Origin of the sequence: Vibrio sp. V04_P4A5T148, assembly GCF_963875605.1 — a bacterium.
GTDB lineage: Bacteria > Pseudomonadota > Gammaproteobacteria > Enterobacterales > Vibrionaceae > Vibrio > Vibrio anguillarum.
In genome coordinates this window covers 1-22,732 of record NZ_CAWNMS010000039.1, presented here as the reverse complement: position 1 = coordinate 22,732, position 22,732 = coordinate 1, and the positions used below count along the sequence as shown (strand labels likewise).

Here is a 22,732-nt window from a genome sequence, read left to right as displayed (position 1 = left end):
CGAATAACCTCGTTAAATTAACTGTTTAAGTAAATTTTTGGAGTGAGCATGGGACCGTTGTGGCTAGATGTGGCAGGCTGTGAATTGAGCGCTGAAGACAAAGATATTCTTGAGCATCCCACTGTCGGCGGGGTCATTCTTTTTGCGCGTAATTATCACGATAACGCGCAGTTGCTTGCGCTTAATAAAGCGATTCGCCACGCAGCAAAACGTCCGATTTTGATTGGTGTCGATCAAGAAGGTGGGCGAGTACAACGTTTTCGTGATGGGTTTTCGCTGATCCCTGCCGCGCAGCAGTATGCCAAGCAGAATAATGGTGAAGCATTAGCTCGCCAAGGTGGCTGGCTGATGGCGGCGGAGTTGATTGCTCATGATATTGATCTCAGCTTTGCTCCTGTATTGGATAAAGGTCATGCATGTAAAGCGATTGGTAATCGTGCTTTTGGTGATGATGTACAGAGCATCATTCGCCACAGTTCAGCCTATATGCAAGGCATGAAAGAGGCTGGCATGGCAACAACAGGTAAACACTTTCCCGGTCACGGCGGGGTAATCGCTGACTCGCATCTTGAGACGCCCTATGATGAGCGCAGCACGGTGATGGAAGAGGACATGGCAATATTCAAAGCGCAGATTGAAGCTGGAGTGCTCGATGCCATGATGCCTGCACATGTGATTTATCCTCACTATGATGATCAACCTGCCAGCGGTTCTGGGTTTTGGTTGAAGCAAGTACTTCGCCAGCAGTTAGGGTTCAAAGGATTAGTCTTTTCTGATGATTTAACAATGGAAGGGGCATCTGTCATGGGCGGTCCTGCCGAGCGCGCGCATCAATCGCTAGCCGCTGGATGTGACATGATTTTAGTGTGCAATCAACGCGCAGATCAAATTGAAGTGTTGGATAATTTGCCGATTTTGGATGTGCCAGCGGCTGAGTCTCTACTCAAACGTCGTGCTTTTAATCTTCCTCAACTGCAAAGTACTGAACAGTGGAAGCAAGCTTCAGAAGCGATGAAACGACTGCTTGGTGAGTAAAAAAATGGCGCTGTGCGTGAAAGCTTCAGCGCCGTTATTTTCTATTCGTTGCGGTTAGTGAAAACCCAGAACTTCTTTTAAATTTTTTAGATAACGTCGGCTGACGGGCACTTTGTGATCACTAAGGGTGATGATTTCCGCCAGCCCATTGTCCAATAATTTGATCTCTTTAATCGCCCTAGTATTGATTAAATACTGGCGGTGACAACGAACCAGTGGCGTTCTTTCTTCCAAAATTTTGAGCGTTAATTGGCTGGTGGCTCGTTGTAAATGGGTTTGCACATGAACACCACTGATGTCGCTCAAAGCAAACTCGACATCTTTGGTGGCAATGATCACAATTCGATTTAATCCAATGCAGGGAACTTGATCTAACCCTGCTGGTGATAAAATCGGAAAATCCTGCTTTTTGTGCCCTTGGCGAACTAAACGTTGCAGCGTTTTCTTTAAGCGCTCAGGGTCAACTGGCTTGAGTAGATAATCAAACGCATTTTCCTCAAACGCTTGCAGCGCATACTGATCATAAGCGGTGACAAACACCACATTGGGCATCGTATCTGGGTCAAGCATCCCTAGCAGCTCAATGCCAGTAACTTGTGGCATTTGGATGTCGAGAAACACCACGTCTGGCTTTAGCTGATTGATTTTTTTTAACCCTTCGATCGCATTACTGGCGTGACCAATCACATCAACATCGCCCGTCTCTTCTAGTAGCTCAGTCAGTTCTTCCCGAGCGAGCAGTTCGTCATCAATAACCAGTGCCGATAGCATGTTATTCCCTTAGTTAAATCCTTGATGAGGAATGAGAAAGCTCATTCGTGTGTATTGATTAGCCAATACTTCCGTTTTTAGTGCGGCTTGTTCGCCAAATTTATTAGTTAAGCGTTTATTGACAATTTGCATGCCTAAACCATCGTAATCTTCATTCGGAGCTTGGTAACTGCCCGCATTATCTTCCACTACAATTTTGTATCCTTCCGTTTGCGCTTGGCTGTAGATTCGTACCCGTCCGCCTTCTAACAAGTTAGAGGTGCCGTGCTTTATCGCATTTTCTACCAGTGGCTGTAGAGTAAAACTGGGTACATTGCGCTCAAGCAGTAATGCATCATCGATGGCAATATCCACTTCAAGGCGATCGGCAAAACGCGCTTGTTCTATGGTTAAGTAGGCTTTGACATGTGCTAATTCTTCTTTAAGAGTCACTGTCTCAATATTTTGTTTGAGGTTACTACGAAAGAAGTGCGAAAGATGCTGGATAAGTTCTCGCGCTTTGTCGGGATCACGGCGGGTGATGGCACTAATGGTATTGAGCGCATTAAACAGAAAGTGGGGGTTGACTTGAGCATGCAGCAGTTTGATCTCGGCGCGAGAAAGCAGCATCTGCTTTTGTTGGTATTCGCCGTACAGAATTTGGCTCGACAGTAATTGTGCAATCCCTTCCGCCATTGACATGTTAATGGTTGAAAAAAGTTTACGCTTCGGCTCGTACAGCTTTATGGTTCCAATTACGCGATCACCTGCTCGAAGTGGAATGATTAACGCTGAACCGAGTTTGCAGTTTTTAGAGAGTGAGCATTGATAAGGGGAATCTTTTCCGTCGAGGTAAATAATACGGTTTTTGGTGATCGCATCCAGTGTACTTTGTGAAGAGATAGGCGTATTGGGTTTGTGGTGGTCATCACCGATACCGATAAACGCGAGTATTTTTTCTCTATCGGTGATGGATACCGCGCCAACATTGGTCATTTCGTAAACAATTCGAGCGACTTTACCTGCATTGTGTGGATTAAAACCGTTGGCCAAAATGCCAACTGAACGCTCAGCAATATTCAGTGCGCGACGAGAAAAGGTGGCGGAATACTCTTCAAAAATGGTTTTTCTGTCTTGTAAAATGCTCATGAATAGCGCCGCGCCGACTGAGTTAGCGATGATCATGGGCGCGGCGATGGTCGAGACTAAGGCGTATGCATCAACAAACGGTTTAGCGACTAACAAAATTACCAACATTTGCACTATCTCAGCAAACAGTGTTACGGCAAAGACAATGCTGGGGCTAAACAGGAGTCGCCCTTTGCCCTTTCTCAGTAAATAGGTGTGCAGCAATCCACCAATCAACCCTTCTGCAGTGGTTGAAATAGCGCATGCCACATCGGTAAAACCGCCTAAAGTGTAGCGATGCATACCGCCAGTAAATCCAACCGCAAACCCCACAATGGGGCCACCAAATAACCCACCCATAACGGCACCTATCGCCCTCGTATTGGCAATCGCATCGTTGATCTGCAAACCAAAATAGGTGCCCATGATGCAAAAGAGGGAAAACAAAACATAGGTACTGATTTTGTGGCTAATTCGACTGGAAATGTTAAGCAGCGGCAAGAAAATGGGTGTTTTGCTCAACATATAAGCGAGAACGAGGTAAACACACATCTGTTGCAGTAAGGAAAGAATTAAATCCATGTCAAAAACCCGTTGGTTTGGTGATCCCCTTTTCACTTGAAGCTACAGTGGTATTGGCTTTGTTCATTTTCCTAAGCGTAGAGTTTTCTATATACATTAGGATTTATGTACGGATGGCCAGACTGTAACACCAATCTCTTTGGGTATGATTTACGATTCATCCTCACTATTTTAGGTGAGATAGAGAGAATAAAATACGCGTCAGCTTATATTTTTTGCTTTAATAGAAGATAAATACGTATGTAATTTTATTTTTACACATAATGTTTTTTTAAATTTACACTTGAAATGTTTTTAAAGCCTGTTAATTTGTCTTTCATTGGTGTTTAGGTATGCAATAAGATTTTGTGTAAACAAATAATTACAGGTGATGAGATGCAAAAAAGTGAACTAAGTAATATTAACATCAGTGATGAGCAAGTGTTGATCACTCCGGAACAATTAAAAGCTAAGCTGCCGCTCAGTCATCAAGCTCGCCAGTTCATTCAACACTCTCGTCAGACAATTGCCAATATTATCCATAAAAAAGATCACCGTTTACTGGTGGTGTGCGGTCCTTGCTCTATTCATGATATTGATGCGGCAAAAGAGTACGCAAAGCGCTTGAAATCACTCTCAGAGCAGTTGAGTGATCAACTGTACATTGTCATGCGTGTTTACTTTGAAAAGCCGCGTACAACGGTTGGCTGGAAAGGGCTGATTAACGATCCTCATCTTGATGGCAGTTTTGATATCGAACATGGTTTACACGTTGGTCGTCAATTGTTAGTTGAGCTAGCGGAGATGGAGATCCCTCTGGCGACCGAAGCGCTTGATCCGATCAGCCCTCAATATTTAGCTGATACATTCAGTTGGGCGGCGATTGGTGCACGCACTACGGAATCCCAAACACACCGGGAAATGGCCAGTGGTTTGTCGATGCCGATTGGGTTTAAAAACGGCACCGATGGCAATTTAGCAACGGCAATCAATGCGATGCAGGCGGCGTCATCCAGCCACCGCTTTATGGGCATTAATAGTGAAGGGCAAGTGGCCTTACTTACCACTCAAGGCAACCCAAATGGACATGTCATTTTACGTGGCGGTAAGCAAACCAACTACGATTCAGTGTCGGTCACCGAGTGTGAGCAAGAGATGGCAAAACATAAATTGGATGCGTCGTTAATGGTGGATTGCAGCCATGCTAATTCACGTAAAGATTACCGTCGTCAGCCGTTAGTCGCTGAAGATGTGATTCATCAAATTCGTGAAGGAAATCAGTCTATTATTGGCTTGATGATTGAAAGTCACCTCAATGAAGGTAATCAATCTTCTGACCTTCCTCGCAACGAAATGGAATACGGTGTATCGATTACGGATGCCTGTATTAATTGGTCATCAACTGAGGCACTATTACGACATGCTCATCAAGAGCTCGTTCCGTTCTTAGAAAATCGCCTAAAAAAAGGTGAATAAAGGGAAGTGCCATGGCTGTTGAACTTAACGAATTACGTGATCAAATTGATGCTGTCGATAAACAAATGGTCGAGCTGCTTGCACGCCGATTAGCTTTGGTTGAAAAGGTGGGGGAGGTCAAGAGCCGACATGGTCTACCGATTTATGCTCCTGATCGAGAAGCGGCGATGCTGGCTTCTCGCCGCGCTGAAGCGGAAAGAAAAGGCGTCCCGCCGCAACTGATTGAAGATATTTTGCGCCGTACTATGCGTGAATCTTATGCCAGTGAAAAGGATTCTGGCTTTAAGTGCTTAAACCCAGAGCTGCGCTCTGTGGTGATTATTGGCGGTCATGGTCAACTTGGTGGCTTATTTGGCCGTATGTTCAAACTGTCGGGCTATCAGGTGAAAGTATTAGGCAGTAAAGATTGGCATCAAGCCGATGAGATACTGCATGATGCCGGTTTGGTTGTAGTGACGGTTCCTATTCACTTAACCGTCGGTGTGATTGAAAAACTTGCTCATTTGCCTGCCGATTGTATTTTGTGCGACCTCACATCGATTAAGTCTAAGCCGCTACAGGCGATGCTTAAAACACACTCTGGCCCAGTGGTTGGATTGCACCCAATGTTTGGCCCAGATGTCCCTAGTATGGCCAAGCAAGTGATCGTCTATTGCGATGGGCGAGGAGAAGAGAGTTATCAGTGGTTGCTAAAACAGTTTTCGATATGGGGAGCGAGTTTGTGCCAGATTGATGCCGCAGAACACGATCACGGCATGACCTTGATCCAAGCACTGCGTCACTTCACTTCATTTGTATACGGTTTACACCTTTCTAAAGAAAATCCGAATATCCAAAAATTACTGCAGCTGAGTTCACCGATTTATCGTTTAGAACTGGCGATGGTTGGACGGCTTTTTGGTCAAGACCCTCACTTGTATGGCGATATCATTTTCTCATCGGAAGAGAACGTTGAGATGATAAAACGTTTTCATACTTGTTTTGGTGAGGCGTTAACCTTACTTGACGGGCGTGAGAAGCAAGCTTTTGTGGAAAACTTTAGCAAAGTGAGTGATTGGTTTGGCAGTTATTCACAACAATTTATGCTTGAAAGTCAAAACTTGTTAAAACAAGCGAACGATGCCATTCATCGTGTTTAAGGCTGTCTGAACGGCGAGTGCGGTTGTTGTGAATACGGCCGCCGCTCATTCTTCCGGTTCATCCCCTAAATCAGACAAGTATTCCAGTTCGCGATGGAGCAAACTTTCATCACCCATGTTCAATTCAACTAAACGTTTCAAATGGCCAATACTTTCAATATCAATGTGATTGATGCTGACACGAATAATGTTGTTTTGAATGTGGATCAACTTGGCGACTAGATTAATAGTGACATCGCTGTCTGGTAGTGTGAAATGGACTTGTGCCATTTCATTGAGCACTAATTTGTCCGCGTCAGGGCATGAGAGCAATAGCCCATGCAGCGACAAATCTTGAATCGTTGTGGTGACGGTATGTTTACCTTGCAATAAGGTGGCAGGCATCTGATAGATGATGCGTGAAAAGCGACGTCTTTCAATCATGGTACTCTCTCTTGTTGAGCGTTGACCTGTGCCAGCTTCGGCTCTGTATCGATCATTGAAAAATTATACCCATTAAGTTTAGACCTAATTGAAGGCAGTGTCGCGAATCCTGCATCTTGTTGTGTGATGCGTGATGTACAAGTAACAAAAAGGCCGCAATAGATTGCGGCCAAAGACTTCAAATACAGAGTTATTTGGTCATACGCTTGTATTTAATGCGGTGTGGTTCAGCCGCTTGAGCGCCCAACGTCTGTTTTAACCACTCAGTGTATTCGCTGTAGTTGCCTTCATAGAATTTCACTTCACCTTCATCACGGTAGTCCAGAATGTGGGTCGCAATACGGTCTAGGAACCAACGGTCGTGCGAGATAACCATGGCGCAACCTGGGAATTCCAGCAGCGCCTCTTCCAATGCGCGTAGCGTTTCAACATCCAGATCGTTGGTTGGTTCGTCGAGTAATAGGACGTTGCCGCCAGCTTTAAGCAATTTGGCTAAGTGAACACGGTTGCGCTCACCGCCCGATAGCTGACCGAGCACTTTTTGTTGATCGACGCCTTTGAAGTTAAAGCGAGAGCAGTAAGCACGCGCAGGAATTTCAAAATTGTTGATCTTGATAATATCCGCCCCTTCAGAGATCTCTTGGAAGACGGTATTTTTGTCGTTCATGCTGTCACGGAACTGATCAACCGAGGCTAATTTCACGGTTGCGCCCAATTCAATTTCACCAGAATCTGGTTGCTCTACGCCACTTAGCATTTTAAACAGCGTTGATTTACCCGCACCGTTAGCACCGATGATGCCGACAATCGCTCCTTTCGGCATGCTAAATGATAAATTATCAATCAGTACGCGATCACCAAACGATTTGGTTAAGTTACGAACTTCCAATACTTTGTCACCTAAACGTTCGCCCGGCGGTATGAAGAGTTCGTTGGTTTCATTACGTTTTTGATGTTCAGTATTATTAAGTTCTTCAAAGCGTGCCATACGTGCTTTGGATTTTGCTTGGCGGCCTTTCGGGTTTTTACGAACCCATTCCAGCTCTTTTTCAATCGTTTTTTGACGAGCACTTTCTTGAGATGATTCTTGTTTTAAGCGTTCATCTTTCTGTTCGAGCCACGAGGTATAGTTACCTTGCCAAGGAATGCCTTCACCGCGGTCAAGTTCTAAAATCCAACCAGCAGCATTATCAAGGAAGTAACGGTCGTGGGTGATGGCGACGACTGTGCCTGAATAGTCGACAAGGAAGTGCTCTAGCCAAGCAACAGATTCCGCGTCTAAGTGGTTGGTTGGTTCGTCAAGCAGCAGCATGTCTGGTTTTTCAAGTAGCAAACGGCAGATCGCCACACGGCGGCGCTCACCACCAGACAAAACGGCGATTTTAGCATCCCATTCTGGTAGACGAAGTGCATTGGCCGCACGTTCTAAAGCGTTCTCTAAATTATGGCCATCTTTGGCTTGAATCAGAGCCTCGAGCTCACCTTGCTCTTTGGCTAAGGCATCAAAATCGGCGTCGGGTTCTGCATATGCCGCATAAACAGCATCGAGGCGAGTTAGTGCGCCAGCCACATCAGAAACGGCCTCTTCCACCACTTCACGCACGGTTTTTGATTCATCCAGTACTGGTTCTTGAGGCAAGTAGCCGACTTTCAATCCTGCTTGCGGGCGTGCTTCCCCATCAATATCAGTATCGATGCCAGCCATGATACGTAACAGGGTGGATTTACCTGAACCATTGAGACCTAAAACACCAATTTTAGCTCCAGGGAAAAAGCTCAGAGAGATGTCTTTGAGAATTTGACGCTTAGGCGGGACAATTTTACTCACCCGCGACATGGTATATACGTATTCAGCCATTGCCGATTGTTCCTAATCTTAGTAACAGAAGAAAGTGGTCATTTTATACCAAAGCGATCGCATTTGTTACTAGGTACCTAATTTTTAGAGCTTAGATGGTGTTTTTCATCGATAAAAAAGTAACGAAACATTAAGTTACTAAGTTCATATGTCGCACTTTTATGAATTTAATATTATTTACATCTATGGCCTTTACTTTTTTATCTAGAATCAGCGTAATGAAACGGAAATTCCCTTGCTTTGGATAGGACGAGAGCACATGGCGCTCATGCATTTTATAAGACCGCAGCGATTGTTATCATCAATATTAGCGTTGAGCTCCTTGGTGTGCGGCACCGCGTTTTCAGGCGCAATAGAGGATTTGGATAGTCAACGAGAGCTGTACGATCAAGCTCAGAGGTGGCTTGATGAAGATAAAGTTGATGAAGCTAAAAAAATTAGAAATAAGATCAAAAACTATCCATTGACGCCTTATCTGGATTATCGATCTCTGCTGGTCGATATTGGTAATAAACCGCCATTAGCGGTTCAGGTTTTTATCGATACACATCAAGATTTCCCGTTTTCAAACCGCATTCGAGCACCGTATCTAGATGCGTTGGCGGCGAAAGGAAAATGGGCCACCTTGCTTGATTTTCAAAAAGTGGAGCCGAATGATGAGCCTTATCGCTGTCATTACTACAATGCGCATTACCAAACAGGCCAGCGAGATATTGCGTTCAAAGGCGCACAAAAACTATGGCTCAGTGGCAGTAGCATTTCTGACGCCTGTGATCCACTCTTCACCGCATGGAGTGAGCAAGGCGGGTTAACCGATGACTGGTTGCTTAAACGAATGTTATTGGCGTTTGATGGGCGTAATTTAACGCTAATGAAATACTTACAGAAAAAATTAGTTAAGCCAAAATCACAGGCGACAGCGCAAGCGATGATGGATCTCTACCGCTCGCCAGAAAATGTGCTGACTTTTGCTAAACAATACACCGATGGCACGTTTAATCAGCAGTCGATTCAATTTGCGTTAGAAAAGCTAGCACGCCAAGATGCAAAGCTTGCGCAAAGTGTGTACCAAACTCTTCTCGATCAGAAAATACTGTCGGATGCTTATCAGCGTCCTATTGCAGAATATATAGCCAGAATATTGCTTGATACCGAGGAGCAAGCACTCGCAAACTGGCGAGATAGTGTGATAGCGCAAAGCTCAAACAGTCTTTTGCTCGAGCAGAGGATCCGCAAGGCACTGACCGTTGGTCGTTGGGATGAAGTGAAATTCTGGACAGAGCAGCTCCCCGCTGATGAAAAAGCCAGCTTACGTTGGCAATATTGGCTTGGGCGCGCTGATATTGCGTTGGGTGATGAAGCCAAAGGATTACAACGTTTAAATGCGATGATTGGGCAACGTAATTTCTACAGTGTCGCGGCCGCTAATATGGTGAAACAGTCAGTAAATTATCCCAGTACATCGATTAAGCTTAATCCCAATTTATTGACGCCGTATAAAAAAGCCTTAGTACGGATCCAAGAGTTGATTGAACGAGATAAAATCGCGGCTGCAAAAAGTGAATGGAAATGGTTACTCGATCGTGCAGATACAAAAGAAAAAGAGATGCTAGCGGCCTACGCCGACTCCCAACGTTGGTATAGTTTAACTGTGACAGCCTCTATTTCGGCGCGGATGTGGGACAACATGCAATTGCGTTTTCCATTAGCCCATCAATGGTGGTTTAACTTCTATGGCCAAAAACACGACATTGACCCAATTATGCTGATGTCACTTGCTCGTCAAGAAAGTGGAATGGATGTTGAGGCTCAATCGCCCGTTGGCGCTCGTGGTATCATGCAGATTATGCCGAGCACGGCTAAGTATACGGCTAAAAAATATCAGCTGACCTATAACGATGAGCAAGAGTTATATGAGGTGGGCAAAAATATCGAAATAGGCAGCCATTACTTAAATGGATTATTAGAGCAATACGGCGACAATCGAATTTTTGCATTTGCTGCCTATAACGCTGGGCCAAATCGCGTCAATCAATGGCGAGAGAAAACACAAGGCAAGTTAGATGCTTACGCTTTTATTGAAGCGATCCCTTTTCGGGAAACCCGCGGGTATGTGCAAAATATTTTGATGTTTGAGACTTACTATCGAGATTTGATGGGGATTGAAGGTGAATTTCTCAACCAAGATGAGCTCAATACAAAATATTAATTCCAATACGAAGTGAAAGTTCTACAATAGCGGAACGTATCACTTTGCGAGTACATTCATGCCACACCAACCTGAGTACACTGATTGGCAGCAGCTAATGGAATTGGTTAAATCAGCCACAGAGCAAGAGCAGCACGCAATGCTACTCACCATGATGATGACCCCAGATGAGCGAGATGTGCTCGTGGCGCGTGCGAACATCTTATGTGAGCTACTTAAAGGGGAGTTATCACAGCGGCAGATTAGCCAATTGCTCGGAGTGGGAATTGCGACCATTACGCGTGGCTCAAATGAGCTCAAAAGTAAATCAGAACAAGAAAAGTCGCAATTAGCCGCTCTGCTACTCAAGGTGTCTTAAGGGTTCCTTGAGTTTGCCAACCTTTTATAAATTAGCAGGGAAATGCTCTGAGTTGATAAAAGGGATTAACGCGAGGATCAATGCTTGATGGTAGACCGAGCTGCGAGTGAGTTGGTTATGAGTGAGCAGGCTGATCGCCCCACCTTTCTGTTTGATATTTTGGCAGTCAAACAGTTTATCCATCACATCGCCTAGCTCATTTTCATGGCTTAACAGCTTCAATACTTGAGGTGGTAGCATTAAGCTGGCTGAACGCGATTCTCCTCGATGAGTGGCGGATTCAATCACCATCCACGCAAAAGTCACTGTATTCTCAATGCCCGCTTCTAACCCGACGTAATAATCTGCCGTGGGATCTTGCTCTTTCGCATTTCGTACTCGGTTAAGTGCGCCTTGATGGGTTTCTTCATCTGTCATCGGTTGATCCGCGACACCACTGGGCACACTCACCCCTTTAAATGAGAAAGTATCCAGCGGAAAGGTACTTTCAAATGCACTTTTGACTGCATTGATTTTGGCCGGGTTAAGAGAGGCAATGATCACATTTTTCATAAACAGCGTTTAACTCTTTTTGTTGTTGATACCATGAAACCAACGCATTTAATGGCATTGGTTTGGCAAAATAATAGCCTTGCATGAAATCACATTGGTAATCAGCAAGCCAATTATGCATCTCTTTACTTTCAATCCCTTCAGCTGTGACTTGCATTGATTGAGAGTGGCAAAGTTCGATCAAAGGCTTAATGATCTTGTGATTGTCAGTGGTGATGAGTGTATCTAAAAAAAGCCGATCGAACTTAATTTTTTGTACTGGATATTGCACCAATTGAGTAATGGAGGTGTAACCAGAACCGAAATCATCAATCGCCAATCCGTAGCCTAAATGCGATAGTTCGTGAAGCAGTGGAAAACCTTTTGAATTGGCAGAAAAAGTTTCTGTAATTTCAAAATCAATCAAATGGGGAGGAACTGCATTCTCCTGCGCATGTTTATGAATGTAATGAGCTAACTGTAAAGAGTTTAATTCTGCTGATGAAAGGTTAATCGATAACTGAACAGGGTGTTCAAACATCGCTTGCAGTGCATGGAACTCCTCGAAAGCTGAACGGACGACCCAGCGATCAATGTTGCCAAATAACCCGGTTTGTTCGGCTATCGGAATAAATTCTTTTGGTGAAATCGTACCGAGCAGGTTGGATTCCCAACGAAGTAAAACTTCAAATCCTGAGACTGTATTGCCAGCACGATTTAAATAAGGTTGATAGACCAAGCTAAATTCCTGATCAAAATCACCTCGGCGTAATGCTTGCTCAATATTGGCTCTGCGCTGAACACCCTTATTGAGCTCTGGCGAGTAGTAAGCTATTTGGTTCTTCCCAGCATTTTTTGCTTGATACATGGCCGTATCAGCATTAGATAATAATTTTTCTAAGGTATAGCCATCGGTTGGGTAGGTGGCTATGCCGATACTTGCTGTAATTGGGAAGTTCCCGAGTGGTGAATTGTGCTGATTTTGTAGTGGAGCCAGTAACTGGCTTGCAAATTCGCTTGCGGCTTGTTTAAACGTACTAGGGGCAGAGATAAAAATTGAGAACTCATCCCCAGAGAGTCGAGCAGCTAAACTTTTAACTTGATACTTTTCAAAGGAAAAGTTGCGCAATGAGCCAATATGCTGTGCAAAATTGACTAACAATACATCACCAATCTGATGTCCATATTTATCATTGACGTATTTGAAATTATCTAAATCAATATACAAAACCCAGATGTTATCTGTGTGTCTTGCTTTTGCTAGCACTCTTTCTACCGATTGTTGAAAGTGGTGGCGATTGGCAAGTTTTGTTAAGTGGTCGTACTCGGCAAGTGCTTTTGTTTTCTTATATGTGGTATCAAGTTCCTGATACATATCGTAAAAACGAGAGGATAGCCGGCCAATTTCATCGTTACTCTTGAGAGTTTCGATATTGTCACGCTGCTTATTCTCTACTTCTTTCAATTGTTGATCTAATTGGGATATGGGCTTGATTACATGCCGGTATAATAAATACAAAAGCAGCAACACAGTCACTAGAGTCGATATTCCAAACGACAACGCTAACCGTTTTTTAATGGCATAAAGTTTGTCGTTAATTAGATACTGTGCAGGATCAAGCGTGGCATAAAGATCTGATTTCAATTCAACAGTTTGCGTTAATCCTACCTTTTTAATATCCGCTGCGTCAGTGAAAAAAATGGTACTTCGGTTATCAAATTCTATTTTCTTCATCAGTCGATTAAAGGGTTCTAGTACGACGAAAACAACAACAAAGAAAATTTTATCGCGGTTATAGCTAAGCGGTGTCGTAAGTGTTTGAGTATCTAAAACATCATACCGAACTAGAATACCTTCACCGCTGGAATTTGTCGTATAGTCAACATAAGAGGTTTTCTGTGTGCTATCGAAAGTGTCTTGTATGTGGTTGAGAATTTTTGTATCGATTTTGGCGAAGGGATCACCACTATTTTCGGCATAATAAAGAACATTTTTGCTGCCATCCAAAATCGATAACGCAATAAAATTATTCTCTTGTGATTGGAGAATCTCCAATGTTTGCTGAAAGTTATCAACCAGTTCTAACTCTCGATAAGGGTTGCGCTCATGTGCAACGTAGTGACGAATGATATCGCTTTTCGTTAGGGTGTAAGCGTAGCTATTCACCAGGTATTGGGTCTGACGAAAGTGACCCGCGAGTTTTTCCATACTCAGTTGAAGATAGCTTTCTTCTCTTTTCAGCAAAGCATCTTTCTGATTGGAGTAGATAATGTAACTAGATGCCACTGCACTGAGAAGAATAACCGGTGTTATCAGCAACAGAATTCTATTGTTGAGCTTCATGTTGTTCCAAAATACTGTTAATGATTTTTGCTCTCAAACTAATATCGGCAGGGAGCAATTCGCTATCAATAATGCCTTGCTCTAACAAAGCTGGGTTTGGAAATAATGATGCATCATTTCGGTAACTATCTGGCATTAAATTTAGGGCACTTAAGTTTGGTGTCGCAGCTTTAATATCTTTTGCATTTATTGCGGCAACTTCTGGGCTCAATAAGTGGTTTATAAACTCTTTTGCATGTTCTTTATTTTTTGAATTGCTGTTGATGGCTAAACAATCAACCCAAATATAGGGTCGGCCTTGCGGGGTGACAAAATCCCAATCATTGCTGCCAAAATACTTATTCAATGAAAATTGGTCACCGCTGTATGCGAGTGCCATATCTAAGCCATCACTGTCAGGATGGCTTCGGACGTAACTCAATATATATTCATAGGTTAAGATATTGCGATTCACGGATAGCATCTTTTGATAAGCCTGTTTCAGTGCATTATCGTGATTTGTAACTGGCGATTGTTGTTGGGCATACAATGCTGGCAGCAGGGTTTCAACTGTATCGTGAAGCATACCCACATGGCCTTGGAGTGCTGGTGGCATGTCGATGAGATCAGCCCAGTTTTTGGGTTTGGCTGGAAATTTACTTTTTTTGTAGACGATGCCTACGGTTCCCCAAAAGTAGGGAACGGCGTGGCTACCGCACGCTTGATTCCATTTCGTATCATTATGCTTTCTATTCGGTAGAGCACGAAGATCTTCAAAGGTGTTGAGCCGAGAGTAGATAAGAGCTGATACGTTATCTAACACTACAATATCAAAAGGCAGCTGGACACTTTTGACCATCAATAGACTGCGTTCATCGTCATTATCAAAATGATATAGATTAATATCGATGCCGCTGCTTTGCCGCCATTGATCAACGATTTGCGGTGACATAGTGTCTTCCCACAAATAAATATTGAGCTCTGAGCTTCGAATGTGCGCTGAAATGCCTAGCAGAAATAGCATTAAAGCCAAAGGATGGATTTTCATCATGATATAAGTAGATGAACCTTATTTATTGGAAAAGGGCATCGTTCACAATGAAAGTGTCACAGATATCTTATGACGTGCGGAATATATTCCGTGAATTCAAAGTAGGCTGACAGCCCAAAACATAGTGATTAATTATGTGTGAAATGATTGGGCATTATATGAACTATGTTGATGTCTGTCAGCTGACTTCTGTCAAATATTTGACTTAAATGTGATTATTGAAGTTTTACTTGGGTCGGTTTAACATTTTCGCTTGGGTAGCAACCTAATACTTTTAAATGCTTAGTGATTTTTGTTAGCTCATTCAATGCTTGCTGCATTTCAATGGAATCAAGATGTGATTCAAGATCAACATAGAACATTTCTTCCCAAGGATTACCCATAATAGGTCTCGATTCCAATTTGGTCATATTGATGCCGTAGCGTTGCAGCACTAACAAGCTTTCAACAAGTGAACCAGCTTGTTGCGATGTCGACATGATTAATGTCGTCTTCGCTGGAATTTGAGTAGAGACTTCCACTGGTTTTCGCGCAACAACAATAAAGCGAGTCTGGTTTTCTGTTTGATTGGCGATATTAGATTTGATCGATTGTAAGCCGTACAGTTTACCGCTGGAGGCATTGCCAATTGCGGCAACATCGTTGCGATTAAGCTGCTGTACTTTTTGCATCGCATCAGCGGTGCTCACACAGGTTTCAAGTGTAACGCCTTTTAGGCGGCTTAAAAATTCGCTGCACTGCTGGTGGGGCTGTGGGTGTGAATAAAGAATTTTGAGCTCTTCCAAACGTAATTCAGAGGTGGCGACCAAGCAGTGCTCAATCGGTAAAGTGAGCTCACCGACAATGTACAAGGTAGTATGTTGTAGCAAATCATACACCTCGTTAATTGAACCTGAACTGGTATTTTCAATCGGCAATACTCCATAGTCGGCATGACCCGATTCAACTGTTTTAGTTACTTCTTTAAACTGATCGCAATTGAGTTCGATCAACTCTGTATTTTTACGACTGAAGTACTCACGGGTTGCAAGATGGGAGTAAGAACCTTTAGCACCTAAAAAAGCAACCCTTGCCAGCGGTTTACGGCTTAGTTGCGGATTGGCTAGATTCTGCAAGTATGCTTGCTGTAGCAAGACGGAGTCTTCAATGATGGTATGAAATAGTTTAGTAATGTACTGAGCATCTAAATTGTATTTTTCTTTACCAGTATTAATCAATTTGACTAAAAGTTGCTGTTCACGTATTGCATCTCTCACTGGTTTTGCGGTTTCCACTTTGCTTTTAGCGACTTCAATGCTGAACTTTCGACGCTCTGCCAGTAGGTTCAGCAGTTGATCATCAAGCTCGTTCAGTCGCAAGCGGATCTCTTCAAGTGAATAGTGCTTTTCAGTCATAAAAATGTCCTTGTAAAAAAGCCTCCCAGTGGGAGGCTTCCTGTTCGTTTTTGACTTATCTTCTGTCAACGACCATGCCTCCAAGGTTATTGGAGAAAAAAGAAGTCAAAAAAGAACAGTGAGGTTAAGTGCATAAGAAGGTGATTTCTCTTTGAATGTAAAGACACAATAAGCAAGCAACCGTAGAGCGTCAAGCAAAAAAATAGCGCTTGAAAGCGCTATTTTTCATCATATTAAACTTTATTCAACTTCTTCTTCTACTTCCGGTTTGTCGGTACGACGAGCTTCCGGTTTATGGCGCAGTTTGTTGAGTTGGCGTTCTAATTTTTGTTCTACCTCATTGATAGCTGCGTAAAGATCTTCATGGGTTGCAGAAGCGACTAATTGTCCTTTGGGTACCGTGATAATAGCTTCGAATCTTTTTTGTTTATTGGGCTCTTCACTAAAGCTAGCTTGGCATCCTATGATATCCACTTGCCATTTTTCTAGTTTTTTAAATTTGCTCTCAATGTGAGTGCGGATTGCAGAGGTGATGTCGATATTTTTACCAGTGATAGTTACTTTCATAGATGTTTTCCTCTGTTGCATCCCTCATGGGTTAACTTCAGATTACTGATTTAATACTAAAGTAATGTGATATAGATCACTTTATTGAATGTGATTTCAAAGGGCGAGTTTAAACGTGATCTCACGCAAAGAGTGCTGACAAAGAGTAAAGAAAAAGCTTGTGATTCCTATCAATCTGGATAGATTGGTTAAAAGATCAAGCTAAGAATTTCCCATTTTTAGGGTGTTTTTGCGGCCTAAAAAGAGCGCTGCTCATTTCTTATTCAAGTGTTTTTTGTGATCTTTATTCTAACGATGTTTTGAACACCTCCCTTTTTATTTCAGTTTTCCCTGCACCACTCATTTTCCAGCCGTCTTTTGCTGGCGTGTTATTATTCCCATCGACTCCAAATAAAAAAACCACTCAAAGCGTGAGTGGTTTTCATGGCGTACCTAAGCTTATTGCAAACTATTGTGGATTGAGTGCAATTAACTTTTGAGTTCTGGCAATGGCATCGTTCAGTTTGAGCTGTTTATACGCTTCCAACTGAATGTGTAATGATTTGCGAGCCGCTTCAGTGTCTGGATACGTTTTTTGTAGCTCCTGAGCACGGTTGATGGCCGCAATCCAAGATTCACGGCGTAAGTAAAAATCAGCTGTGGCAAGGTCATATTCAGCCAGCCTATTTTTTAACGCGAATAAGCGTTTATGAGCATCTTCTGCATAAGGGCTTGTTGGGTAGCGTTGCAGCAGTTTCTTAAAATCAGCAAACGCAGCTTTTACCGGTTCTGGATCACGATCCGCGCGATCGACATTAAATAGGTCATGCATGAAGTTGCGATCTTGCGCCATATACGTCAAACCACGCATGTAGAGTACCCAATCCATTTTTTCATGGGTTGGATTCAAACGGGTAAAGCGTTCAATGGTCGCTAAACCTAACGCAAGATCATCGTTTTTGTAGTAAGCGTAAATAAGGTCAAGTTGAACTTGTTCTGAATACGCGCCGAAGGGATAACGTGAATCTAACGCCTCAAGTTTTTGAATGGCCGTTAACCAGTTACCACTTTGCAGTGAGGTTTGCGCTTCTGAGTATAATTCAGAAGGCGGCACATCAGGGACAATCTCTTCGCTGCTTGAACAGCCAAATAACAGTGATAATGCGAGTAAGCCTGATAAAGTGTGGTGTTTCATGACAGGAGTCGTTTCCTTGAATTAATGCTTCTTAATTGAGTGCGTAATCGCTTTACAAATCGTTTCGTTACTTTCTTAGCAGTAACAGATACAATGACGCCATATTTTATCCATACTAGACGCTATTAGTCTCACGGTTTTTAAAAAAGTTCGATATGGCTCAGCAGATTGAATTAACAAATACAGTAAAAGATAGCCAGTTAGGTCAACGTTTAGACCAAGCTGTCGCTGAATTATTCGCAGATTTCTCTCGTTCACGTCTAAAAGAGTGGCTTTTAGAAGGCAAAGTTCAGGTCAATGGTGAGGTGATCACTAAACCAAGAACGAAAGTCATGGGGGGAGAAATCATTACGGTCCAAGCCGAGCTTGAAGATGAAGAGCGTTGGGAAGCGCAAGATATACCTTTAAATATCGTGTATGAAGATGACGATATTATGGTCATCAACAAACCACGAGATTTTGTCGTTCATCCAGGCGCGGGTACTCCAGATGGCACAGTGTTAAATGCACTGTTGTTCCACTATCCAGCTATTGCAGAAGTACCTCGTGCGGGGATTGTGCATCGTTTGGATAAAGATACGACTGGTCTAATGGTGGTCGCTAAAACGGTTCCTGCACAAACACACTTAGTTCGAGCGTTGCAAAAGCGTAAGATTACGCGTGAATATGAAGCGATTGTGATCGGTACTATGACTGCTGGTGGGATGATCGATAAGCCGATTGGCCGCCACTCAACAAAACGTACATTGATGGCGGTAAGCCCGATGGGTAAACCAGCGGTAACTCACTATCGTGTGGCCGAGCATTTCCGTGAACATACTCGCCTTCGGTTGCGTTTAGAAACGGGCCGTACTCACCAAATTCGTGTGCATATGTCATATTTACAGCATCCTTTGCTTGGGGATACCGCCTATGGTGGCCGCGCTAGGATTCCGAAAGGGGCAACGCAAGAGCTGACCGATATGATCCGTGGTTTTGATCGTCAGGCTTTGCATGCCGTTATGCTTCGACTTGAGCATCCTGTGACTGGTGAAATGCTAGAGTTTCATGCGCCAGTACCTGACGATATGATCATTATGGCGGAAGCTTTACGCGTAGATACTAAGTTGAATAAAAAAGACGAGTTCTAATGCAGAAGATCATCCCTAACTGGAATGCACCTAAACATGTAAAAGCTTTCTCCTCGACTAGAGTCGGTGGCTTTTCGTTAGCTCCTTATCAAGGGCTGAATTTAGGCATGCATGTTGGGGATGATCCTTTATCCGTTGAAAAAAATCGCCAATGGCTAACGCAGCAAGCGGCGATGCCCTCTGAACCTATTTGGCTTGAACAAACGCATTCAACACAAGTGCTAGAGGTTACTCAACCTACTCAGCAGATTCTGAGTGCCGATGGTGTTTTTACCCGTCAGCATAATGTGGTTTGTTCTGTAATGACCGCTGATTGCTTACCTGTTCTACTCACTAATCACCAAGGCTGCGAAGTGGCTGCAGTTCATGCTGGTTGGCGCGGTTTAGCTAATGGGATACTCGAAAATACGCTCGCCAAATTTTCTAGTGATATCCTTGCTTGGCTCGGTCCTGCTATCGGTCCTACGGCATTTGAAGTCGGTGATGATGTATACCATGCCTTTGTTGATCAAAATACCAAAGCAAAGGCCGCATTTTCTCTTCAAGAGAATGGAAAATGGCTAGCAAATATTGCACAGTTAGCCACGTTAAGGTTGCATCAATGCGGTGTTTCAGAAATATCAGATAGCGGCCTTTGTACCTTCCATAATCCTCATCAGTTTTATTCCTATCGACGCGACAGAATCACAGGTCGCCAAGCTTCATTTATTTGGATCGAAGAGTAACTTACGCAAGATCAATCTTCCCTAACTTGCCCCTTGAAAAAGCACTAGTGCGTAGCCATCTTTAGCTACGTAAGATTAGTTTCTCAATTAAGGTGAGGAAAGTTGGTATGCGTCTTGATCGATTTACAAGCAAATTTCAAATTGCCATTTCTGATGCTCAATCATTGGCATTAGGCCGTGATCATCAATATATCGAGCCTGTTCATTTGATGGTGGCATTGCTCGATCAAAATGGCAGTCCAATTCGTCCACTTCTTACTATGTTAAGTGTGGACGTTATGCAATTGCGCTCGAAGCTCAGTGAGATATTAGACCGTTTGCCAAAAGTTAGCGGTATCGGTGGTGATGTTCAGCTTTCTAGCGCAATGGGTACTATGTTCAATTTGTGCGATAAACTCGCGCAAAAACGGCAAGATTCCTACATTTCTTCGGAAGTGTTTTTGCTAGCCGCACTAGAAGATAAGGGCGCGCTTGGTCAATTACTCAAAGAAATAGGGCTTACCGAGAAAAAAGTTTCTGAAGCAATAGAAAAAGTGCGTGGAGGTCAGAAAGTGAATGATCCAAATGCAGAAGAGCTAAGACAAGCGCTTGAGAAATTCACAATAGATCTAACTGAACGAGCGGAACAAGGCAAACTTGATCCTGTCATCGGGCGTGATGATGAAATTCGTCGCACCATTCAAGTATTGCAACGCCGGACCAAAAACAACCCCGTGATTATTGGTGAGCCCGGTGTAGGTAAAACGGCGATTGTGGAAGGGTTAGCGCAGCGCATTATTAATAATGAAGTACCAGAAGGTCTACGTGGTCGTCGAGTATTGTCATTAGACATGGGGTCTTTGGTCGCAGGGGCTAAGTATCGTGGTGAATTTGAAGAACGCTTAAAATCGGTGCTTAACGAGCTAGCGAAAGAAGAGGGTAATGTCATCCTCTTTATTGATGAGTTGCACACTATGGTCGGTGCAGGTCGAGGCGAAGGCGCAATGGATGCGGGGAATATGCTTAAGCCCGCTCTGGCTCGAGGAGATCTACACTGCGTCGGTGCGACCACTTTAGACGAATATCGTCAATATATAGAGAAAGATCCGGCACTTGAGCGACGTTTCCAAAAGGTACTGGTTGATGAACCTAGCGTAGAAGACACAGTAGCTATTTTGCGTGGTTTGAAAGAGCGTTATGAGCTCCATCACCATGTGGAGATCACCGATCCCGCTATTGTTGCTGCTGCGAGTTTATCGCACCGTTATATTTCTGATCGCCAGTTGCCCGATAAAGCGATTGACTTGATCGATGAAGCCGCTTCAAGTATTCGAATGCAAATAGATTCAAAGCCAGAATCTTTAGATAAGCTTGAGCGCAAAATTATTCAGCTGAAAATTGAGCAACAAGCGCTAACGAATGAACACGATGAAGCGAGTGAAAAACGCTTACAGGTGTTAAACGAAGAGTTAAAAGTGAAAGAGCGCGAGTTTGCCGAGCTGGAAGAAGTTTGGAATGCGGAAAAAGCAGCTCTTTCGGGTACACAGCATATTAAGTCCGAATTAGAGCAAGCGCGTATGGATATGGATTTCGCACGTAGAGCGGGTGACTTGAACCGTATGTCAGAACTTCAATATGGCCGAATTCCTGAACTTGAAAAGCAGCTCGACCTTGCAACTCAAGCTGAAATGCAAGAGATGACTTTGCTGCGCAACAAAGTAACTGATGTAGAAATTGCGGAAGTGCTTTCAAAGCAAACTGGTATTCCAGTTTCTAAAATGCTGGAAGCTGAGAAAGAAAAACTGCTGCAAATGGAGGATGCGCTGCATCAACGAGTTATCGGACAAGTTGAAGCCGTCGAAGTGGTATCAAATGCGATTCGCCGTAGCCGAGCTGGGTTATCTGATCCAAATAGACCGATTGGTTCCTTCTTATTCTTAGGGCCAACTGGTGTGGGTAAAACTGAATTGTGTAAAACACTCGCAAACTTTATGTTTGATAGTGAAGATGCCATGGTGCGAATCGACATGTCTGAGTTTATGGAAAAACACTCAGTAGCGCGATTAGTCGGCGCGCCTCCAGGTTATGTGGGCTACGAAGAGGGTGGCTACTTGACCGAGGCTATTCGTCGTAAACCGTACTCGGTTATCTTGTTGGATGAAGTTGAGAAAGCACACCCTGATGTCTTTAATATCCTACTACAGGTATTAGATGATGGGCGCTTAACTGATGGACAAGGACGCACAGTTGATTTTCGTAATACAGTGGTAATTATGACCTCAAACTTAGGGTCTTCGCAAATTCAAGAAAAATTCGCAAGCTTGGATTATGAAGGCATTAAAAAAGAGGTAATGGAGATTGTAGGTAAACATTTTAGACCAGAGTTCTTAAACCGAGTGGATGAAAGTGTAGTATTCCATCCGTTGGCGCAAGAACAAATTAAATCGATCGCTTCTATTCAATTAGCCCGTCTTGGTAAACGAATGGAAGAGAAAGGTTATCAGCTTGAGGTATCTGAAAAAGCGTTAGAGCTGATTTCTCAAGTTGGGTTTGATCCTGTTTACGGAGCAAGACCATTGAAACGCGCTATTCAACAAAGCGTTGAAAATCCATTAGCGAAAGAAATCTTGGCAGGAAGAATCCTACCGGATAAAAAAGTTAAGCTAGTTGTTAGCAATGACCAAATTATTGCTCATCAAGACTAAACATTTACATTCAAAAGGGCCAGAAATGGCCCTTTTTGTTGTATCGAGAAAACCCCCAGCTAGGCTGGGGGTTCCGTAAAGCTTACAGCTATAAGTCAGTTATATAACCCCTTTCAATTTGATAAAAACGTCTTGTGGTCTGGCAACTGCAAGAGTTAATTAAGAATTGAAAGGGGGTCCCAATGGGGGACGAAAAGAGCTTAGCGCACACGCGAT

18 protein-coding genes and 1 other annotated feature are annotated in these 22,732 nt (G+C 43.4%); of the genes, 8 read left to right on the top strand and 10 right to left on the bottom strand.

Translation table 11 applies throughout. From position 1 onward, the window contains the following. Nucleotides 1–48 precede the first annotated feature (48 nt). Nucleotides 49–1,035: a beta-N-acetylhexosaminidase gene (nagZ, locus tag AACT18_RS08330; RefSeq protein WP_094124822.1), complete on the top strand. Its 987-nt coding sequence runs from the start codon at nucleotides 49–51 to the stop codon at nucleotides 1,033–1,035. A gap of 54 nt (nucleotides 1,036–1,089) precedes the next feature. On the opposite strand, the gene btsR is transcribed toward nagZ, so the two are convergent. Both btsR and AACT18_RS08320 read right to left on the bottom strand, forming a co-directional pair. Then, complete coding sequence (gene btsR / locus AACT18_RS08325; RefSeq protein WP_094124821.1) at nucleotides 1,090–1,806, bottom strand: two-component system response regulator BtsR; 717 nt, start codon at nucleotides 1,804–1,806, stop codon at nucleotides 1,090–1,092. Between the two features lie 9 nt (nucleotides 1,807–1,815). Beyond that, complete coding sequence (locus AACT18_RS08320) at nucleotides 1,816–3,495, bottom strand: sensor histidine kinase (RefSeq protein WP_026027451.1); 1,680 nt, start codon at nucleotides 3,493–3,495, stop codon at nucleotides 1,816–1,818. Nucleotides 3,496–3,870: 375 nt separating this feature from the next. Between AACT18_RS08320 and AACT18_RS08315 the strand changes: the two genes are divergently transcribed. Further along, nucleotides 3,871–4,950 carry a 3-deoxy-7-phosphoheptulonate synthase gene (locus AACT18_RS08315; protein WP_010319158.1) on the top strand — a complete coding sequence of 360 codons (1,080 nt, stop codon included), beginning with the start codon at nucleotides 3,871–3,873 and terminating at the stop codon, nucleotides 4,948–4,950. A gap of 11 nt (nucleotides 4,951–4,961) precedes the next feature. Further along, nucleotides 4,962–6,089: a bifunctional chorismate mutase/prephenate dehydrogenase gene (tyrA, locus tag AACT18_RS08310; protein WP_094124820.1), complete on the top strand. Its 1,128-nt coding sequence runs from the start codon at nucleotides 4,962–4,964 to the stop codon at nucleotides 6,087–6,089. A gap of 45 nt (nucleotides 6,090–6,134) precedes the next feature. Here tyrA and AACT18_RS08305 read toward each other — a convergent pair whose 3' ends face one another. Both AACT18_RS08305 and ettA read right to left on the bottom strand, forming a co-directional pair. After that, nucleotides 6,135–6,512 carry a PilZ domain-containing protein gene (locus AACT18_RS08305; protein ID WP_013857542.1) on the bottom strand — a complete coding sequence of 126 codons (378 nt, stop codon included), beginning with the start codon at nucleotides 6,510–6,512 and terminating at the stop codon, nucleotides 6,135–6,137. Between the two features lie 190 nt (nucleotides 6,513–6,702). Continuing rightward, the gene (gene ettA, locus AACT18_RS08300; protein ID WP_010319161.1) at nucleotides 6,703–8,370 is read right to left on the bottom strand and encodes an energy-dependent translational throttle protein EttA; all 1,668 of its coding nucleotides are present in this window, start codon (nucleotides 8,368–8,370) and stop codon (nucleotides 6,703–6,705) included. A 259-nt stretch (nucleotides 8,371–8,629) separates the two neighbouring features. On the opposite strand from ettA, the gene AACT18_RS08295 reads away from it, so the two are divergent. Together AACT18_RS08295 and trpR are read left to right on the top strand one after the other, a co-directional pair. Beyond that, the gene (locus tag AACT18_RS08295) at nucleotides 8,630–10,579 is read left to right on the top strand and encodes a transglycosylase SLT domain-containing protein (RefSeq protein ID WP_141138032.1); all 1,950 of its coding nucleotides are present in this window, start codon (nucleotides 8,630–8,632) and stop codon (nucleotides 10,577–10,579) included. 58 nt (nucleotides 10,580–10,637) lie between these two features. Beyond that, nucleotides 10,638–10,937, top strand: a complete 300-nt coding sequence (trpR, locus tag AACT18_RS08290; RefSeq protein ID WP_094124818.1) for a trp operon repressor — start codon at nucleotides 10,638–10,640, stop codon at nucleotides 10,935–10,937. A 24-nt stretch (nucleotides 10,938–10,961) separates the two neighbouring features. Here the strand turns inward: trpR and yjjX are convergent, their stop codons facing one another. From yjjX to bamD, 6 genes are all read right to left on the bottom strand, one after another. Continuing rightward, nucleotides 10,962–11,489, bottom strand: a complete 528-nt coding sequence (gene yjjX / locus AACT18_RS08285; RefSeq protein ID WP_094124817.1) for an inosine/xanthosine triphosphatase — start codon at nucleotides 11,487–11,489, stop codon at nucleotides 10,962–10,964. Next, nucleotides 11,461–13,812 (bottom strand): putative bifunctional diguanylate cyclase/phosphodiesterase, encoded by a 2,352-nt coding sequence (locus AACT18_RS08280; RefSeq protein WP_094124816.1) that lies wholly within the window; start codon nucleotides 13,810–13,812, stop codon nucleotides 11,461–11,463. The genes yjjX and AACT18_RS08280 overlap by 29 nt, the downstream gene beginning before the upstream one ends. Beyond that, on the bottom strand, nucleotides 13,796–14,842 hold the full coding sequence (locus AACT18_RS08275) for a polyamine ABC transporter substrate-binding protein (RefSeq protein ID WP_094124815.1): 1,047 nt from the start codon (nucleotides 14,840–14,842) through the stop codon (nucleotides 13,796–13,798). The genes AACT18_RS08280 and AACT18_RS08275 overlap by 17 nt, the downstream gene beginning before the upstream one ends. A gap of 215 nt (nucleotides 14,843–15,057) precedes the next feature. Beyond that, nucleotides 15,058–16,236, bottom strand: coding sequence for a prephenate dehydratase (gene pheA, locus AACT18_RS08270; RefSeq protein WP_094124814.1), 1,179 nt, complete (start codon nucleotides 16,234–16,236; stop codon nucleotides 15,058–15,060). Between the two features lie 12 nt (nucleotides 16,237–16,248). Further along, nucleotides 16,249–16,367: a sequence feature (Phe leader region), on the bottom strand. 109 nt (nucleotides 16,368–16,476) lie between these two features. Continuing rightward, a complete protein-coding gene (gene hpf, locus AACT18_RS08265; protein WP_026027341.1) occupies nucleotides 16,477–16,803 on the bottom strand; it encodes a ribosome hibernation-promoting factor, HPF/YfiA family in 327 nt (108 codons plus the stop codon). Between the two features lie 448 nt (nucleotides 16,804–17,251). Beyond that, nucleotides 17,252–17,977, bottom strand: a complete 726-nt coding sequence (gene bamD, locus AACT18_RS08260) for an outer membrane protein assembly factor BamD (RefSeq protein WP_094124813.1) — start codon at nucleotides 17,975–17,977, stop codon at nucleotides 17,252–17,254. Nucleotides 17,978–18,132: 155 nt separating this feature from the next. Here bamD and rluD point away from each other — a divergent pair, with 155 nt between their 5' ends. The 3 genes from rluD (at nucleotide 18,133) to clpB (ending at nucleotide 22,516) form a co-directional block, all read left to right on the top strand. Next, nucleotides 18,133–19,107: a 23S rRNA pseudouridine(1911/1915/1917) synthase RluD gene (rluD, locus tag AACT18_RS08255; protein ID WP_013857530.1), complete on the top strand. Its 975-nt coding sequence runs from the start codon at nucleotides 18,133–18,135 to the stop codon at nucleotides 19,105–19,107. Then, nucleotides 19,107–19,832, top strand: a complete 726-nt coding sequence (gene pgeF, locus AACT18_RS08250; RefSeq protein ID WP_094124812.1) for a peptidoglycan editing factor PgeF — start codon at nucleotides 19,107–19,109, stop codon at nucleotides 19,830–19,832. The genes rluD and pgeF overlap by 1 nt, the downstream gene beginning before the upstream one ends. Nucleotides 19,833–19,939: 107 nt before the next feature. Beyond that, nucleotides 19,940–22,516 carry an ATP-dependent chaperone ClpB gene (gene clpB / locus AACT18_RS08245; protein WP_026027339.1) on the top strand — a complete coding sequence of 859 codons (2,577 nt, stop codon included), beginning with the start codon at nucleotides 19,940–19,942 and terminating at the stop codon, nucleotides 22,514–22,516. The last annotated feature ends 216 nt before the right edge of the window (nucleotides 22,517–22,732 follow it).